Source organism: Ideonella sp. FW305-24 (genome assembly GCF_058788035.1).
The window spans coordinates 174,781-191,471 of the sequence record NZ_JBYTAI010000006.1; the positions used below are offsets into that span (position 1 = coordinate 174,781).

Sequence of the window (16,691 nt, forward strand, 5' to 3'; positions counted from 1 at the left end):
CCGTCATCTCCTGGATAAATTGACTCTGACCCCATTTATTTGAACCACGGTCGGGACTGCGCAACCCAAGCCCGTCAAAGTCCTGGCTTAGTCCAGCGCCAGCACCTCGTCGCCCTCACCGGGTTCACAGGCCGCGCCCAGCGGCGACCAGCCGCGGTGCACCACCACGCGCGTGCCGGCATGACACAGCTCCACGCGCTGGACCTGCGGCGCGTTGTCGCGCACCAGGCCTTCGATGGAAGCCGGCATGCTGACGCGGTAGATGCGGCTCTCCGCTTCTTCGGTCGGATGGTCGTCGTCGTGCACAAACGGAATGAAGGGTTTGACCAGCGCCAGCCAGGGCGCGCTGGCGTCCATCAGCGTGGGCGTGTAGCCGTGGCCGGACAGCCAGGCCTGGGCACGTTCGCGCGGCTGCTCGGGCTGCAGTGCGACCGGGCCCCAGGCGGCGGCCAGCAGCTCGGCCACCCACTGGTTGCAGTTCTGGTAGCGGGTGCTGAAGGGGAAGGCGTTGGCGCTGTAGTCGGCGCCCAGCAGGCGCAAGGCCTCGGCGTTGCTCAGCGCCAGGCGCGCAAGCACTTCGGCCTGTTCGGGCGTGGGCAGCAGCAGCGAGACATAGCCTTCATCGGGCTTGTCGGTGCCGGAGATGAAGCCGGCCACGCCCTGGTCGAACAGGCGCGGCATCTTCTCGTCGCAGGCGTAGTACAGCTGGCGCACGGACCACGGGCCGTTGGCGCTGTCGGCCAGCGCCACGCCGGTGTGCGAATAGCGCTGGCCGAAGCGCTCCAGGTTCTGGCCGGAGCGGGCGATGATGGCCGCGCTGCTGCCGGACTGCTGCAACACCTGCCGCACCACCGCGGCGAAGCGGAACATGCGGTCCTGCTGCGCGCCGTTCAGGTCGGCCGGCAGGTCGCAGAACTGCAGCGAACTGGCGCTGGCCGTGCCCGCCAGCAGGATCAGGCACGCGCCAGGCAGTGCGCGCCAGGAACCGCGCGTCAAGGCGTCAAAGCGTGACCGGGCGGCTCGGCAGCTCGTTCAGCCAGGCGTCTTCGACGACCAGGAAAAACGCTTCGTTGCTGGCAGCCACCGCGAACTGCGTGCCGTAGGGCCGCGGCGTGGCGGTGATGACGTCGCCCGAGCCGAGCTGGGCGCGCGCCAGCGTCAACTGCGGCAGCTCCAGCGTCAGCGTCTCGCCGTCACGGTCCAGCGACTTCAGCGCCAGCTGCACGCGGCCCGGCTGGCCGGCCACCGCCAGCACCTGCTGGATCTCGTAGTGGCCGTTGGCGGCCTGGCGGTCGTTGGACGAGGAGTTGCTCGAACCGCGGAAAGAGTCGGACACGCTGCCCACCGAGTCGGACGCCGCCGACGACGCGGAAGACGTGAAGCTGCCCGCGTGCGCTGGCACCAATGCGGCCAAGGTGGCGACCAGGGTGGCGGCCGACAGCGCGGCAAGGGTTCGGGCAAACATCGTCATTCGGCTCTCCGGGAAGAAGGCCGCAAGCATAGCGGTTCCAGTGAACGCTTGACCACGCACAGCACGCGCTGGTGACCGTCCGTGACAATCACGCGTCCCGTCTTCGCCACCCGGTTCCGCCGCCATGCTGCCCTTCCGCCCCCCGCGCCCCCCCGGCCGTGTCGCCCCAGCCCGCCCCGCGGTGGACGTTGAACGCCTGCTGGCCCAGGGCCGCGAGCTGCATGCGCAGGGCCGGCTGAAGGACGCGTTTTCGCGCTACCAGGCCATCCTGGCCGCCGAGCCGGCGCATGCCGAAGCGCTGCACCTCGCCGGCGTCTGCTACCTGGGCCTGGGCATGGCCGACATCGGCGTTGCCTTCCTGCGCGACGCCATCGCCAAGCGCCCGGACGCCGCCGACTACCGCGTCAACCTGGCCTCCGCGCTGGCCCGCCAGGGTCAGCTGGCCGACGCCGCGGCTGAGCTTGCGCAAGCCTGCACGCTGCGCCCGGAAGACGCCGAAGCCCGCGCCGAACTCGCCGGCATGCAGCAGGCGCTGGGCCAAGTCGCCGAAGCCGAAGCCAGCTACCAACAGGCGATCAACACCGGCCCGGCCCGCGCCGAATGGCACGAAGCACTGGCCCGTCTGCAGTACCAGCGCTGGGCGGCAAACGAAGCACTGGCCAGCGCCGAAAGCGCCTACGCACTTTCAGACACCGCGCGCCAGCGACTCACGCTGGGCTTTGTGCAACCCAACGCCGCCACGCCACGCCCGTCCGCCGCCGGCCTGCTGCGCGCCTCGCCCGGGCTGGACCTGGCCGCGCTCGAACAAGCCGCCACCGAACGCGACCTGCTGGTCATCGACGATTTCCTGCCCGACCCGCTGGCCTTCCGCGCCCAGGCGCTGGCGCTGTGCGAACAAGCCGCAAGCTACCAGCAAGGCGCAAACTTCCCCGGCGTTCAGACCCCGCCGCAGCCCTGCATGGACGCAATGCAGCGCATTGCCGACTGGCTGGGCCAGCCGCTGAAATGGGACTCGCCGGACACCGGCGCCTTGCGCGCCAGCCTGGCCTCGGACGCCGCACGCGCCGACGTGCATGTCGACAGCCCGACGCAGCCGCACATCTACGGCGGCGTGCTCTACCTCAGCCTGCCCGAGCACTGCCAGGGCGGCACCAGCTTCTACCTCCACCGCGCCACCGGCTGGGTCGGCCGGCCGGACGCCGCCACGCTGAAAGCCGGCGGCTACGGCTCGTTCCTGGACTTCCAGAAGCGCCACCTGCCGCCCAACCGCAAGCAGTCCTTCGCCGACTGGGAACGCCAGCGCGACGCGATCTGGGAGTGGCTGTTCGAGATTCCGATGCGCTTCAACCGCCTGATCGTCTTTCGCAGCGACTTCTTCCACGCGATCAGCGGCCTGTTCGGGGACTCACTGGCGAATGGCCGGCTGGTCCAGCTGTTCCACTTCGAAGGGCAGCGCTGAATTCAGGTGGCTTGTTCAGGTGCCAGGCGAGGCGCTGAAGGCCAGCGCCGCGACCTGCTCGTCGGCCAGCGCCTGGCCTTCCTTGCGCAGCTGCTGGAACACCGCTTCGCCCAGCGCCGCGCTGGCCAGCGCCGTGGCCTGGCTCACCGAGTCGATCTCGCTGACATGGCGGATCTGCGATTCGCGGGTCACTGCCGCGTCCGCATAGCCCAGCATGCGGGCCGCCAGCGCGTGCTGGCCTTCCATCGCCAGCAGCAGCGAGAGGTGGTCCGCATACGAGGGATACCACTCGAAGCGCAGCGCCACCGGCCAGCCGCTGTGCAGCAGCGCGCGCGCCTCAGCACGCCGGTCCAGTCGCAGCAGCGCGGCAGCCAGGTTCATCTGCACCATCATCTTGAAGCGGTGCGCGTCACGCTGGCCTTCCAGGCTGTCCAGCAAACCTTGGCCGGTGCGCACCGCCGCTTCGGCGTCGCCGTTGGCCATTTCGCCATCGACCAGGTTGAACAGCACCATCGTCGCGTTGCCACCAGCCGCCTGCACCAGCACCAGGTGCTCGCGCAGCAGGCGCAGGCCTTGCGCCGCCGCTGCACCGCCCTGCACCAGGCCCAGCAGGCCCAAGGGCTCGGTGCGCCAGAGCCGGCGGTGCGGCGGCCAGGCCGGGTCTTCCAGTGCGGCCAGCTCGGCCAGCATTTCCGGCACCACGGCCTCGGCCGACAGGATCAGCGCGCGGCGCAGCACGTAATGCGACAAGGTGGCGTACAGCAGCCAGCGGTCGGGTTGCTGCGCATGGGCCCGCCGCGCGGTGGCCAGCGCCAGCTCGGCCTCTGCCAGGTCGTTGGCACCGCGGCGGCCGATCATCAGCCGGCAGCGGGCCTGCAGCGCCAATGCCTCGTCGTCGCCCAGCCGGGCCAGCCAGCCATGACAGCGCGTGACCAACGCCAGCCGCTCCGCCTCCATCACCACCGACATCGTCAGCAGCCAGGTGCTGGCGATCTGCAAGGCGCGGCGTGCGTCGCCGGCGGCGTCCAGCCAGGCCAGCGCATCGTGCGCGTTGCCAGCGTCCTGCAGCAGCTGGCGCTCCCAGGCCTGCAGGCCCAGCTCGCCGCTGTGGCTGCGCGTCCATTCGGCCTCGAAATGCGCAGCCACCGCCTCGGCATGGTGCTGCTTCATCGCCGCGGCCTCGCCTGAAGCCTGCAGCTGCTCCTGCGCATAGGCGCGCGGCGAATCCAGCAGCCGGTAGCGCGGCAGGTCGGACATGTCGTGCTGGGCTTCGGCCAGCGCCACCAGCGAGCGGTCCACCAGCTCGCTCAAGGCGTCCACCACGCCCCATTCATCGAGACCCGCGGCCTCGGCTTCCGCGCCGGCCTCGGCCACCACGGCCTGCGCCAGCTCCAGCGAGAAGCTGCCGTTGAAGACCGCCAGGCGGCGAAACACCACGGCCTCGCGCTGGGCCAGCAGGCCGTGGCTCCAGGCCAGCGCGGCGCGCAGCGTCTGCTGGCGCGGCGGGGCGCTGCGGTTGCGGCTGGCGGTGAGCAGGCGCAGCCGGTCCTTCATGGCGCTGGCCAGGCGCTGCACGCTGAGCGTGGGTGCACGCGCGGCAGCCAGCTCGATGGCCAGCGCCTGCCCGTCCAGTGCGCGGCAGATGTCGATCACGTCGGCGGCGTTGGCGTCGGTCAGCGTGAAGCGGGCGTCGGCATTCGCCGCGCGTTCGGCGAACAGCGCCACCGCGCTGAAGCCCAGCGCCTGCGCGGCTGGCAGCGGCCCTTGCGGCACCGCCAGCGGGCCAATGCGGTAGACGCGCTCCAGCGGCAGCTTCAGCGGCGCCTGGCTGGTCACCACCAGCTTCAGGCCAGGTGCTGCGTGGACCAGCGCCGCGCAGACCTCGGCCACGGCTTCCAGCAGGTGCTCGGCGTTGTCCAGCGCGATCAACAACGACAGCGGCGCCAGCGCGGCGGCCAGCGCGGCCAGCGGCTCGCCAGGGCCAGGCTGCAGGCCGGCGGCGTGGGCGATGGCACCGGGCAGCGCCGCACCGTCGTCCAGCGTGGCCAGCTCGACCCAGCAGACGCCATGCGCATAGGCCTCGCTGTGGCGCGCCAGCAGGTGCTGGGCCAGCAGCGTCTTGCCCATGCCGCCGGCGCCGACGATGCTGACCAGCTCGTGCTGGTCCAGCATTGCGCCGAGTGCGGCCAGGTCTTCGGTGCGGCCACGCAGGGTTTGCAGCACGCGCGGCAGGTTGGTCGGCAGTGCCTTGGGCTGGGCCTCGGCGGGCTGCGGCGCTGCCACCGGCGCGGGTGCGGCGGCTGTGGCCGCAGGTGCGTCGGCTGGCGCGGTGAAGCGGTAGCCGCGGCCGGGGATCGTGGCCACCACGTCGCTGCCCAGCAGCTTGCGCAGCGCATTGACCTGCACCGCGATGTTGTTCTCTTCGACCACCAGCCCGGGCCACACCAGTTCCAGCAGCTCGTGCTTGCTGACCACGCGTTCGCGCCGCTCGGCCAGCGCCAGCAGCAGGTCGAAGGCCCGCGTGCCCAACTCGGCCGGCCGGCCGGCCTTCAGCAACTGGCGCTCGGCCGGGCGAATCTCGAAGCTGGCAAAGCGCAGCGGCGCGCCTGGCGGCAAAGAATCAGGGGGCGTAGGCGACATCGTCACAGCGACCAGCACATCCGAGAGACAGGGTGTCCCTCACCGACGGCGTGCGGCATTCTGCCGGTCCGGCACGCAGGCGGCTTCGTCAAAGCCAGGGACGGTGCACGGCAGTGGGCAGATTCACACACCGCGGGCAGGCGCGGCTCAGCCAAGGTGGGCCACTGGCGCCGCAGCGGACAGCAGGCCTTGCGCAGCAGCCTGCTCGTGGCCGGCAATGCCCAGCATGCTGGTCAGCAGCACGAAGGTGACGGCCAGCGAAGCAGCGGCGGAGAACAGGCGGGTGGTGGCTTGGGTGTTCATGGTGGATTCCTCGGAACTGTGGGGTGGCGGGTGGCAACCGTTTCGCGGCTGCTTTCAACATGGCCTCACTGTCGCCGCCGGGGCCGGTCTGCGTCCTTCAGCGGCCTGAAGCGCGCTGAAACAGGCGCTTAAGCGTTTTGAAGCGGCGCGTTAAAGGGCGCCCCCAAGACCTGCCGCTGTGCGTCAGGCCCCCCGAGGGGCTTGAGAAAACTCGGGAGCGGCCCTTCGTTTTCTCAAGCGGGTTGCAGCGCCAGCGCGATGCTGTGCAGCGCATCGGGCAGCCGGTACTGCAGCGGCTCGCCAGGCGCGCTGTCCAGCGTCAGCATCGCCCGGCGGGCCAGCGCGGCCAGCACTGCGGGCAGGTTCGGCACGGCTGCCAGCGCTACATGCGTGAGGTCAAAGTGGCCCGTCAACCCGGCCAGGCGGCGCAACACCGCGGCCTGCTGCGGCGCCAGCAATGCATGGCCAATGTCGAAGATCGCGCGCAGCGTCTGCTGGCGCGCCGCGGGCGCGATGCGGTTGCGCGTGGCGATCAGCAGGCGCAGCCGCTGCTGCAGCGAGGCGGCCAGCTCGGCCACACCGTGCTCCGGCAGGCAGGCGGCGGCCAGTTCCAGCGCCAGCACCTGGCCGTCCAGCGCGCGGCACAAAGCGATCACGTCCGCGGCGTTGGCGTCGGTCAGGCTGAAGCGAGGGTCGGCCTGCGCGGCGCGCTCGGCAAACAGCGCCACCGCGGCAAAACCCTGCGCGCGCGCCGCCGGCAACGGCCCTTGCGGCGCCGCCAGCGGGCCCAGGCGGTAAAGGCGCTCCAGCGGCAGCATCAGCGGCGCCTGGCTGGTGACGACGATGCGCAGCCCCGGCGCCGCGGCCAACAGCGCTTGGCAGGTACGCGCGGTGGCCTCCAGCCGGTGCTCGGCTGCGTCCAGCGCGATCAGCAGCGACAGCGGGGCCAGCGCGGCGCAGAGCTGCGCCAGCGGGTCGCCCGCTGACAACGGCAGGCCGACCGCGCCGGCGATGGCCTGCACCACGTCGCCCTGCGCGGCCAGCGCGATCCAGCACGCACCATCGGCATGGCGCGGCGCGAGCCTGGCGAGCAAATGCCGGGCAAGCCGTGTCTTGCCCATGCCGCCGGCGGCCACCACGCTGACCAGCGCGTGCTGGTCCAGCAGCGCGGCCAGCGCGGCCAGGTCCTCGCTGCGGCCATGCAGCGGCCCCCGCGGCGGCTTCAGCGCCTGTGGCAGGCACAGGGCCGCGGGGCTGTCAGCCATGCACCGCGGGCCGCCAGCGGCAACAGCCGCCGGCCTCGGCAGGAACTTCCACGACGGAGCGGCTCAGGCGAGCCGGGCCGCGGCGGGCGCCTGGGCCAGCAGGCCGGCCGAGGCCGCCTGCTCGTGCGACGCCAGGCCCAACATGCTGCTGAGCAGCGTGAAGGTCATGGCCAGCGAAGCGACGGCGGAGAACAGGCGGGTGGTGTTGCGGTTGGCGTTCATGGCGGGCTCCAGGGGCGGTTGGGTGGGTGAGTCGGTCCGGTGAAACCCGTCGATCTCGACGCGTTTCAGCATGGACTCGACTGTCGCCCGCCGGGGCCCCCGCCGTCCTTCAGCGGCCTGAAGCCTGGCCTTAAGCCTTCTTAAACGCGCGCCGTGGCGGCTCTCAGATGCCTGCCAGCGCCGCGGCCTGTTCGTCGCCCAGGCTGCGGCCCTCGTCGCGCAGGCGCTGGCACTGCGCTTCACCCAGCGCGGCCAACGCCAGTGCCATCGCGCGTTCGACGGCATCGCTCTCGTTGCCCTGGCGGAACTGGTCCTCGCGGCTCACGGCTGCGTCGGCATAGCCCACCAGCTGCGCCGCCGGCTCGAAGCGGCCTTCCAGCGCCAGCAGCAGCGCAAGATGATCGGCATAGGAGGGGTACCACGTCAGGCGCAACGCGGAGGGCCAGCCCAGCGCCAGCAACTCCCGCGCCTCGGCCAGCCGGCCCGAGCGCAGCAGCGCCACCGCATGGTTCATGCGCACGGCCATCAGCAGGTAGTCGTCGCGCGAACCTTGCACGTCGGCCAGCAAGGCTTCGCCCAGCTGCAGCGCCGCTTCGGTGTCACCGGCCAGCAGTTCGGCGTCGACCAGGTTGGAGCGCAGCAGCAAGGTGTCGGCCCCGGCCTCGTCCTGCAGCCGCCACTGCTGCCGCAGCACGGCCCTGAACGCCAGGCGCTGCGGCATGAGGTCGCGCGGAACGCCCTGGAAGATGCGCCGCGCGGCCGGCCAGCGGGGGTCTTCCAGCGTGCGCAGCTCGGCCAGCAGCTCGGGCGTCACGGTGCCCGCTTCGTCGTCGGCCATCATCCGTCGCACCAGCAGGTTACCCAGCGCGGCATACAGCAACCAGCGGGTGGCTTCGCTACCCATCTCGGCGGCCAGGCGGCGCGCCAGCGCCAGGGCCTGCCCGGACTTCGCCAGCACGTCGCGGCTGCTCAGCAGGCCGGCGGCCCGCGACAAGGTGAACCAGCCCCGCACCTGCAGCGCCAGGTCGTCGATCTGCGGCAGCAGCGTCTCGCAGCTGGCCGCCAGCGCCTGCCGCTCGGCATGGCGCATGTTGGGCAGGGCCAACAGCCAGCTGATGCCGACCTGCAACGCGCGCTCCGCGTCGCCGGCCTGCAGCAGCCAGGCCAGGGCGTCCTGCGCATTGCCGCTGTCCTGCAGCAGCTGGCGCGCCCAGGCCTGCAGGCCCAGCTCGCCGCTGAACGCGCGGTCCCATTCCAGCGCAAAGCGCGCGGCCAGCGCGAAGGCATGGCGCTGGCGCAGCGCCTCGAGCTCGCCGGCGGCCTGCAACAACTCGCGGGCGTAGACCTGCGGCGAATCCAGCAGGCGGTAGCGCGGCAGGCCCTGGCCGTTGTCGTGCTCGTCTTCGATGACGGCCACCAGCGAGCGTTCGACCAGCTCGCCCAGCGCCTCGACCACGTCCCATTCGTCCAGATCCGCACCTTCCGCCACCACCTGCTGCGCCAGCTCCAGCGAGAAGCTGCCGTGGAACACCGCCAGGCGGCGGAACACCGTCTGCTCACGCGGCGCCAGCAGGCCGTGGCTCCAGGCCAGCGCGGCCTGCAGGGTCTGCTGGCGCGGCGGCGCGGCGCGGTTGCGGCCGCCGGTGAGCAGGCGCAGCCGGTCCTGCATGGCGCTGGCCAGGCGCTGCACGCCCAGCGTGGACGCGCGCGCGGCGGCCAGCTCGATGGCCAGCGCCTGGCCGTCCAGCGCGCGGCAGAGCTCGATCACCGCCGCGGCGTTGGCATCGTTCAGCTGGAAGCGCGCATCCGCCGTGGCAGCACGCTCGGCGAACAGCGCCACAGCGCTGAACTCCAGCGCCTGGGCCGCCGGCAGCGGGCCTTGCGGCACGGCCAGCGGGCCGATGCGGTAGACCCGCTCCAGCGGCAGCTTCAGCGGCGCCTGGCTGGTGACCAGCAACTTGAGCCCGGGGGCCGCGTCCGCCAGCGCCTGGCAGACCCGGGCCACCTCGTCCAGCAGGTGCTCGGCGTTGTCCAGTGCAATCAGCAGTTGCAGCGGCGCCAGGCTGGCCGCCAGCGCGGCCTGCGGCTGGCCTGCACCCAGGCGCAGGCCGGCGGCGTGGGCGATGGCGCCCGGCAGCGCGTTGCCGTCCGTCAAGGTGGCCAGCTCGACCCAGCACACGCCATGCGCATAGGCCTCGCGCCGGCCGGCCAGCAGGTGCTGGGCCAGCAGCGTCTTGCCCATGCCGCCGGCGCCGATGACGCTGACCAGCTCGTGCTGGTCCAGCAGCGCGCCCAGGGCGGCCAGGTCCTCGGTGCGGCCACGCAAGGCCTGCAGTACACGCGGCAGGTTGGTGGGCAGGCGGGCAAGCGCGGGGACGCATGGCCCGACCTCCGCTGTGACAGCCTCGGCAGGCCGCGAGGGGGCGGCGGATTCGCCCAGCGGCGCCGCAGTGAAGCGGTAGCCACGGCCCGGGATGGTGGCCACCACGTCGCTGCCCAGCAGCTTGCGCAGCGCATTGACCTGCACCGCGATGTTGTTCTCTTCGACCACCAGCCCGGGCCACACCAGTTCCAGCAGCTCGTGCTTGCTGACCACGCGTTCGCGCCGCTCGGCCAGCGCCAGCAGCAGGTCGAAGGCGCGTGCGCCCAGCTCGGCCGGCTGGCCGTCCTTCAGCAACAGGCGCTCAGCGGGCCGGATCTCGAAACGGGTGAAGCTCAGCGATGCGGTGGGGGAAGCAGGCAGGGCGGACATGGGCGGGAAGGTGGGCGTGGCGCTCATCCGAAGGGTCGGTGCACCCCGCGCTGGCGGCTCGCCGAATTGTGCCGGCTGGCCGGCAGCCGCGCCTCTGCAATCGCGATGACAAATGCAGCCCGGCGGCCGGTTTTACACGCTGGCGAAGCGCCGGCTTGACCCTGCGTCCCAGTTCCTCATGAGAAAACGCCGGGCCGCCCCAAGTTTTCTCATCCCCCTCGGGGGCGGGCTGGCCGCAGCCCGCCCCCAACCCAGCCCAGCCCACGGAGGCTCACTCGAAACCCGCCGGCCGTTGCGCGGCCACCCCCGCCGCCTGCTCCAGCGCCATGCCCACCTCGGCCAGCCGGCCTTCCTCGAACAGCCGGCCGATCAAGGTGACGCCGTGCGGCACGCGGCGCGGCGGGTTGAACTTCGGCAGCGGGTGCGCCGGGTCCGGCGCCCAGTCGCTGCGGGCTTCGCTGACCTCGGTGAAGCCGGTGCGCAGCGTCAGCGACGGATGGCCGGTGTGGTTGGAGATGGTCAGCATCTCCTCGCGCAGCGAAGGCACCAGCAGCAGGTCCACCTCGGCGAACAGCCGCGCCATTTCCTGCGCCACCATGCGGCGCAGCCGGTCGGCCTGCACGAAGTCCACCGCGGAGAGGAAGCGCGACTGGCGGAAGATGTTGGGCCAGGCATCCGGCAGCTGCACCTTGAGCTGGTCAATGCGGTGGCTCAGCACCAGTTCCTCGAAGGCCGCGGCGCCTTCGGCGAACAGGATGGTGTTCAGCGCCGCATACGGCCAGTCCGGCAGCGTGACCGGCACGGCCTGCAGGCCCAGCGACTGCAGCGTGGCAAGCGCCTTGCGGTCCACGTCGATGGCCGGCGGCTCGTCCATCCACTTGGCGATGTAGCCGACCTTCAGGCCCTTGACCGGCGCGGCGGCCGAAAAGTCCAGCTTCACCGGCACGCTGGCCACGTCGCCCGGGTCCGGCGCCGAGATGGTCTGCAGCACCAGCATCGCGTCCTCCACTGTGCGCGTCATCGGGCCCAACTTGTCCAGCGACCAGCACAGCGTCATCGCGCCGCTGCGCGGCACGCGGCCATAGGTCGGTCGCAGCCCCGTCACGCCGCAGCGCATGCTGGGGCTGACGATGCTGCCCCCTGTTTCGCTGCCGATGGCAAAGGCCACCAGGCCGGCGGCCATCGCCGAGCCCGGGCCGGCGCTGGAGCCGGAAGCGCCTTCCTCCAGCAGCCACGGGTTCATGGTCTGGCCGCCGAACCAGATGTCGTTCAGCGCCAGCGCGCCCAGGCTGAGCTTGGCCAGCAGCACCGCGCCGGCCGCGTAGAGGTGGCGCACGACGGCCGAGTCCTGCGCGGGCACGCGGTCCTTGAAGGGCTCCGCGCCCCAGGTGGTGGCAATGCCGGCGGTGTCCAGCAGGTCCTTCACACCAAACGGGATGCCGTGCAGCGGGCCGCGGTAGTGGCCGGCGGCGATCTCGCGGTCCGCCGCCTTGGCCTGGGCCAGCGCGTGCTCGGCGGTCAAGGTGATGACGGCGCGCAGCTTCGGGTCCAGCCGCTGGATGCGGGCCAGGTAGATGCGCGTCAGCCGCTCCGAGCTGAGCTGCTTGTGCTCGACCCAGCGCGAGAGCTGGCTGACCGGCGCGAACGCGATGTCGGCATCACGGGCCGGCAGCGGCACCGCGCCGGCCTTCGAACGCACGAAACGGTCGTGCGCGGGGCCCGCAGGCTGTGCACCCGCGCGGATGTGGGCCGGGTGCCAGCGCGAGGCGGGCGCCACGCTGTCGGGGATGGCCAGCGTGTTCGGGCCGGCGCGGCGCTCCATCATGGTCGGCATGGTGCTGCGCCAGCTGCGTGCGGCCATCTCGCGCTCGGCTGCGCTGAGGCTCACGCGCATCAGCTTCTCGGCTTCTGCGAAGGTCGTTGCCGAGACCTCGGGCCCGACCGGCGGCGCGGTGCCGAAAGCTGGCGGCGCGCCCGGCGGCGCTGCCTCGGCGGGCGCCGGCTCGGCAGCTTGCGCGCCAACTGCGGCGGCGGCGCCCAGCACGCCGGCAGGCGCCTGGATCAGGAAGTTGCGGCGTGAGCTCATCGGGATCCTGCAGGTGATGAAGCCAAAAATCATACGGTGGCGGCAACCTCCGGCGACAAAGAAATGTGGCGCGGCCTTTGAACCATTGCCGCGCAGCAAGGCATTCACCGGCTCCTCACACACATCAGGAGATGAGCCATGTCCTTGCCCTCACTGCGCCCCGTCGCGATGATCGCAGCCGCCGCGCTGTGCGCCTGCGCGTTTGCCGGCACCGCTCAGGCCGCCGGCTACGCGGTGCACAAGCTGGTGTCCGACGGGGCCGTGTCCACCCCGCAAACCGACGCGCACCTGAAGAACACCTGGGGCGTGGCCTTCAATCCGTTCGGCTACGTCTGGGTGGCCAACAACCATGACGGCAGCTCCACGCTGTACGACGGCAACGGCGTGCCGCAAAGCCTGGTGGTCAGCGTGCCGGCGGCCAGCGGCAGCGGCGTCGGCTCGCCCACCGGCATCATCTACAACGGCTCCAGCGACTTCATCGTCGGCAACGGCACGCTGAGTGGCGCCAGCCGCTTCCTTTTCGCCAGCGAAGACGGCGCGATCACCGGCTGGGCGCCCAATGTCGACCAGGCCCACGCGCTGATCGCCGTCACCAAGCCCGGCGCGATCTACAAGGGCATTGCCCAGGCCGCCACCGGCACCGCCAACCAGCTCTACGCCACCGACTTCCACAACAACCGCGTCGACGTCTACGACAAGGCCTTCGCGCCGGTCACGACCAGCGGGGGCTTTGTCGACCCGGCGCTGCCCAAGCACTACGCGCCGTTTGGCATCCAGAACATCAATGGCAACCTCTACGTCAGCTACGCCCGCCAGGATGCCGACGCCGAGGACGACGTGGCCGGCAAAGGCAAGGGCTTTGTCAACGTCTTCAACACCGACGGCAAGCTGCTGCGCCACCTGGTGGCCAAGGAAGGCCTGAACGCGCCCTGGGGCATGGCCATGGCACCGGCCAACTTCGGCGAGCTGAGCAACCGCCTGCTGGTGGCCAACTTCGGCGACGGCACGATCTCCGCCTACGACATCGCCACAGGCGCCTTCGTGGGCCAGCTCAGCGCCTCCAGCGGCCAGCCGCTGAAGATCCCCGGCCTGTGGGGCATCCAGTTCGGCAACGGCCTGCAAAGCCAGCCGACCAACACGCTGTTCTTCTCGGCTGGCCCGAACGATGAGGCGGATGGTGTGTACGGCGCCATCACGGTGAAATAGTCGGGGAGCAAATTGGCTTGGGGCGGCCGGGGGCAACTTCCCTTCAAAAGGCGTACGACGCGCCCAGCCACAGCATGCTGCGGCGCTGGTCGTATGGCGCCGGGAAAGGTCCGCCTTTCCCGGTCGCCAGCCAGGCCAGTTGCCAGGCCAGGCCTGTCTCGGTGTGCAACACGACGCCGAGCCGGCCGTCCAGGCGACGTGCGTCATCGCGGCCAAGTTGCTGGAGCGCGCCAAGGTGGCCAACCAGTTCCAGCGATGGCGACAGCGGCGTGTGCGCGTCCAGCTCGGCATACAGCGTGCGCTCGCGCCAGCCGAAGTAGTCCGGTGAGAAATACAGCCGCAGGCTCCAGGACGGCGCCAGCAGGCCGGCAAAGGCTTCGCCGTAGTTGTAGCGGTCTGCGCCGGGAGAGGCCAGCACGGCCCGGCTGTAGCTGCCACCGGCTTCCCAGCGCAGCGCGTCGTTCAGCGCATGGCTGAAACCTGCGTAGCCCTGCAGCCCGGCCTGGCGCTGCCCCGGCTGCAGCTCGATGCTGGTCAGGCTGAGGCCGGCATAGGCGCCGCTGGCGTCGTCCAGCGACAGCGAGAGCCGCGCCCCCGGCCGCTCGCGGCTCAGCGAGACGCCGCGAAAGCGATAGTCCGACATCAGCTCGATGCTGCCGCCCAGCTGCTGCGCGCTCGCAGCGGCACACAGCCACAGCGCCGCTGCGCCGACCAGGGCGCGCAGCAAGGCGGCTGGGAATCCGGCCCGCACGCTTCAGCGTTGCAAGGCGGTGACCGCCGTCGCGCCAAGCGGCAGTGCGCAGGCACAGCGCCGCGGACCGGCCGCGTGCAGCAGCGTGGCGCAGGTGTCGATGCCGCCTGCGGCGTCTCGCACCAGCCCCGGCACAGGGCCACTGGCCTTCAGTTCCCGCAGCAGCGCGACCAGCCCGGCCACATGGGCCGACGCATACGAGCTGCCCGAGGCCAGCGCCCAGCGCGCGCCAGGCAGCGGCACCATCACGTCGCGGCCCGGCGCGCTCAGCGCGCCCGCGGTCGGCAAATCCGCCACTGCCAACACGCCGGCATGCGAGGCCGGAAAACCGCCGCCGGGCAGGGCCGGATCGATGGCGGCGACCACGGCAATGCCTTGCTGCAGCGCCGTGTCCAGCAGCAGCGCCAGCAGCCGGTCCGGCGGACCACCCAGGCTCATGTTGATCACCGCCACCTTCTGGCCCAGCGCGGCGTACAGCGCCCGCGCCAGCCCCAGGCTGTTGCACAACGTGGCGCCGTCGCGTGCCTGCCAGCAGGCACGCAAGCTCAAGAGCTGAGCCTGCGGCGCAACGCCGGCCATGCCCAGGTGGTTGTCCGCCAGCGCCGCGATGATGCCGGCCACCGCGGTGCCGTGGCGCTCGGCGGTCGCGGCATGGCCGTCGACGAAGTTCTCGCTCTGCACCACCTGGCCCACCAAGTCCGGGTGCGTGGTGTCGACCGCGCTGTCCACCACCGCCACGCGCACCTGCCGCCCGGTCGCCAGCTCGTGCAGCTCGGCCAGGCGCCAGGCCGCGGCGGCGGGCTGCGCGGTGTAGAGCGGATCATCGTGTTGCAACGCGGCGTGCGGCGCGAGGCTGGCGGTGCCCTGCTGGCCGCGGTAGAGGTGCATGGGCTGGGCCCAGGCCACGCGGGTGTCACGCGAGAGTTCGTCGGCCACCTGCTCAGGCGTGGCCGGGGCCGGCACGGCGAGCACGAAGCAGTCCAGCCCCACGGCCGGCATCGGCCATTGGGTGAGGACCCGCAGGCCGTGCGCATGTGCCAGTTCGTCTGCCAGCCGGTGCCGCGCCAGGCTGCCATTGCCGCCGCTGTAGCCGCCGGCATAGGCCCCATCGGGCCGGTAGTGCGGCGGCGGCTGTTGCAGCATCACCAGCACCTGCGGCGCGGCCTCGTCGCCCTCTGCGGCGGGCTCGTCCCGAGCCAGTGCCAGCAGGCACATCAGCAGGCCGGCCAGCAGCGTCAGCAGCCGGGCGGTGTTCATGGCGCACCGCCGGCATCCAGCGATTCGGCCAGTGTCACGCCGGGCAGCTGGCGCAGCCGGGCCAGCGCGTCGGCATCGGCCACCGGCAGCGCCAGCAGGTAGAGCTGCGTCGCGGTCGGCCCGCCGACCAGCTTCGCGCCGCTGTCGCTCAAGGCGGCGCGGATCTGCGCCTCGGTGGTGTCGGCCCGGAACTTCACGACCGCGTTGGCCGCCACACCGGCGCTGCCCAGGCCGCGGTAGCTCGGCTCGGTCTCGTGCTGCCACAGCACCGGCAGCACGGCCACGCCGGCCAGCACCGCCGCTAGCGAACCCCAGGCCGCCCAACGCCCGCGAGTGGCTTGCGGCCGACGCGGCGGGTTTGCGGCGAGCTGCTGGCGCAGTGCCGCCAGACCCTGGTTGACGTTGCCGGTCGGCGCGCCGGCTCCGGCCTGCAGCGCGGCAAGCTGCCGCTCCTCGGCCAGCGCGGCGCGGCAGCGTGCGCAGCCGGCCAGGTGCGCGTCGATCTGCGCACGCTCAACCGCGTCCAGGCTGCCGCCGAGGTACCACGGCAGCAGCACCAGCACGTCGGCATGGCCGCCGGGATCCAGGGGTACCACCTTCACAGCCAATCCTCCTTGCCACCAGGCAACAGCGCACGCAGCCGTCTGCGTGCATAGAACATGCGGGTCTTCACCGTGTCAACCGGGCAATCCGCGATGTCTGCGATCTCGCGGTAGCCCAGGCCGTGGAAATACGTCAGGTCCACCACCGCGCGGTGCTCGGGCGACAGCTCGGCCAGCGCGCGCTGCAGGTCGCGCTGCAACTGCGACGAGGCGAGCTGCTGCTCCGGCCCGTCGCCCGGCTCGACCCGCGTGTCCTGCGCGTCGTCCGGCTGCAGCTCGTCGAAGCGCTGCAGCGCCTTGAGCCCCTTGCGGTAGGCAATGCCGAAGATCCAGGTCGAGACCTTGCTGAGCCCGTTGTAGCTGTCCGCCCGGTGCCACACCACCAGGAAGGTGTCGTTCAGCGCCTCGTCCACCAGCCCAGGCTGGTGCGTCATGCGGCCCAGGAAGCGCTGCAGCCGTGGGTGATAGGCGCGGTACAGGTCTTCCAGCGCACGCTGCTCCCCGGCCGCGATGCGCGCCACCAGCCGGCGCTCGCGCGCTTCCAGGCTGTCGGGAGAGGTGTTGCCACCCAGCAGGCTGCGCGCTTGCCGGGCCACGCTGTCGAGCAGGCTCAAGGTCGGGTTTCCTTTTGGTTCCCGGTGTATCCCGGGCCAATGGCCAAAGGTTCAAACCGTGCG

The 16,691-nt window shown here is 71.6% G+C and carries 14 protein-coding genes; 2 read left to right on the forward strand and 12 right to left on the reverse strand.

The genetic code is table 11. The features are described from left to right. Positions 1-87 precede the first annotated feature (87 nt). On the reverse strand, positions 88-996 hold the full coding sequence (locus AC3WR5_RS17965) for a DUF2145 domain-containing protein (RefSeq protein WP_492486022.1): 909 nt from the start codon (positions 994-996) through the stop codon (positions 88-90). A 4-nt stretch (positions 997-1,000) separates the two neighbouring features. Further along, positions 1,001-1,471, reverse strand: a complete 471-nt coding sequence (locus tag AC3WR5_RS17970) for a hypothetical protein (protein ID WP_492486023.1) — start codon at positions 1,469-1,471, stop codon at positions 1,001-1,003. A gap of 181 nt (positions 1,472-1,652) precedes the next feature. Here AC3WR5_RS17970 and AC3WR5_RS17975 point away from each other — a divergent pair, with 181 nt between their 5' ends. After that, entirely contained in the window at positions 1,653-2,930 is a 1,278-nt protein-coding gene (locus AC3WR5_RS17975) for a DUF6445 family protein (protein WP_492486024.1), read from the forward strand. Positions 2,931-2,945: 15 nt separating this feature from the next. On the opposite strand, the gene AC3WR5_RS17980 is transcribed toward AC3WR5_RS17975, so the two are convergent. From AC3WR5_RS17980 to AC3WR5_RS18005, 6 genes are all read right to left on the reverse strand, one after another. Then, positions 2,946-5,570: an ATP-binding protein gene (locus tag AC3WR5_RS17980; RefSeq protein WP_492486026.1), complete on the reverse strand. Its 2,625-nt coding sequence runs from the start codon at positions 5,568-5,570 to the stop codon at positions 2,946-2,948. Between the two features lie 147 nt (positions 5,571-5,717). Then, the gene (locus AC3WR5_RS17985) at positions 5,718-5,873 is read right to left on the reverse strand and encodes a hypothetical protein (protein ID WP_492486028.1); all 156 of its coding nucleotides are present in this window, start codon (positions 5,871-5,873) and stop codon (positions 5,718-5,720) included. 233 nt (positions 5,874-6,106) lie between these two features. Next, a complete protein-coding gene (locus AC3WR5_RS17990) occupies positions 6,107-7,138 on the reverse strand; it encodes an ATP-binding protein (RefSeq protein ID WP_492486030.1) in 1,032 nt (343 codons plus the stop codon). A gap of 63 nt (positions 7,139-7,201) precedes the next feature. Beyond that, complete coding sequence (locus tag AC3WR5_RS17995) at positions 7,202-7,360, reverse strand: hypothetical protein (protein WP_492486032.1); 159 nt, start codon at positions 7,358-7,360, stop codon at positions 7,202-7,204. A gap of 163 nt (positions 7,361-7,523) precedes the next feature. Then, positions 7,524-10,112, reverse strand: coding sequence for an ATP-binding protein (locus tag AC3WR5_RS18000; RefSeq protein ID WP_492486033.1), 2,589 nt, complete (start codon positions 10,110-10,112; stop codon positions 7,524-7,526). Between the two features lie 271 nt (positions 10,113-10,383). Then, positions 10,384-12,198 (reverse strand): amidase, encoded by a 1,815-nt coding sequence (locus AC3WR5_RS18005; RefSeq protein ID WP_492486034.1) that lies wholly within the window; start codon positions 12,196-12,198, stop codon positions 10,384-10,386. Positions 12,199-12,336: 138 nt separating this feature from the next. Between AC3WR5_RS18005 and AC3WR5_RS18010 the strand changes: the two genes are divergently transcribed. After that, complete coding sequence (locus tag AC3WR5_RS18010; RefSeq protein ID WP_492486035.1) at positions 12,337-13,404, forward strand: TIGR03118 family protein; 1,068 nt, start codon at positions 12,337-12,339, stop codon at positions 13,402-13,404. Positions 13,405-13,447: 43 nt separating this feature from the next. Here AC3WR5_RS18010 and AC3WR5_RS18015 read toward each other — a convergent pair whose 3' ends face one another. Genes AC3WR5_RS18015 through AC3WR5_RS18030 form a run of 4 tightly spaced genes read right to left on the reverse strand, consistent with a single transcriptional unit; the run spans position 13,448 to position 16,628 of the window. Continuing rightward, positions 13,448-14,131, reverse strand: a complete 684-nt coding sequence (locus AC3WR5_RS18015) for a TorF family putative porin (protein ID WP_492486037.1) — start codon at positions 14,129-14,131, stop codon at positions 13,448-13,450. A gap of 27 nt (positions 14,132-14,158) precedes the next feature. Further along, positions 14,159-15,412 carry a S8 family peptidase gene (locus tag AC3WR5_RS18020; protein WP_492486038.1) on the reverse strand — a complete coding sequence of 418 codons (1,254 nt, stop codon included), beginning with the start codon at positions 15,410-15,412 and terminating at the stop codon, positions 14,159-14,161. Next, positions 15,409-16,014: a zf-HC2 domain-containing protein gene (locus AC3WR5_RS18025; protein ID WP_492486040.1), complete on the reverse strand. Its 606-nt coding sequence runs from the start codon at positions 16,012-16,014 to the stop codon at positions 15,409-15,411. The genes AC3WR5_RS18020 and AC3WR5_RS18025 overlap by 4 nt, the downstream gene beginning before the upstream one ends. Then, on the reverse strand, positions 16,011-16,628 hold the full coding sequence (locus tag AC3WR5_RS18030) for an RNA polymerase sigma factor (protein WP_492486042.1): 618 nt from the start codon (positions 16,626-16,628) through the stop codon (positions 16,011-16,013). Before AC3WR5_RS18030 ends, AC3WR5_RS18025 begins: the two co-directional genes overlap by 4 nt. Positions 16,629-16,691 lie beyond the last annotated feature (63 nt).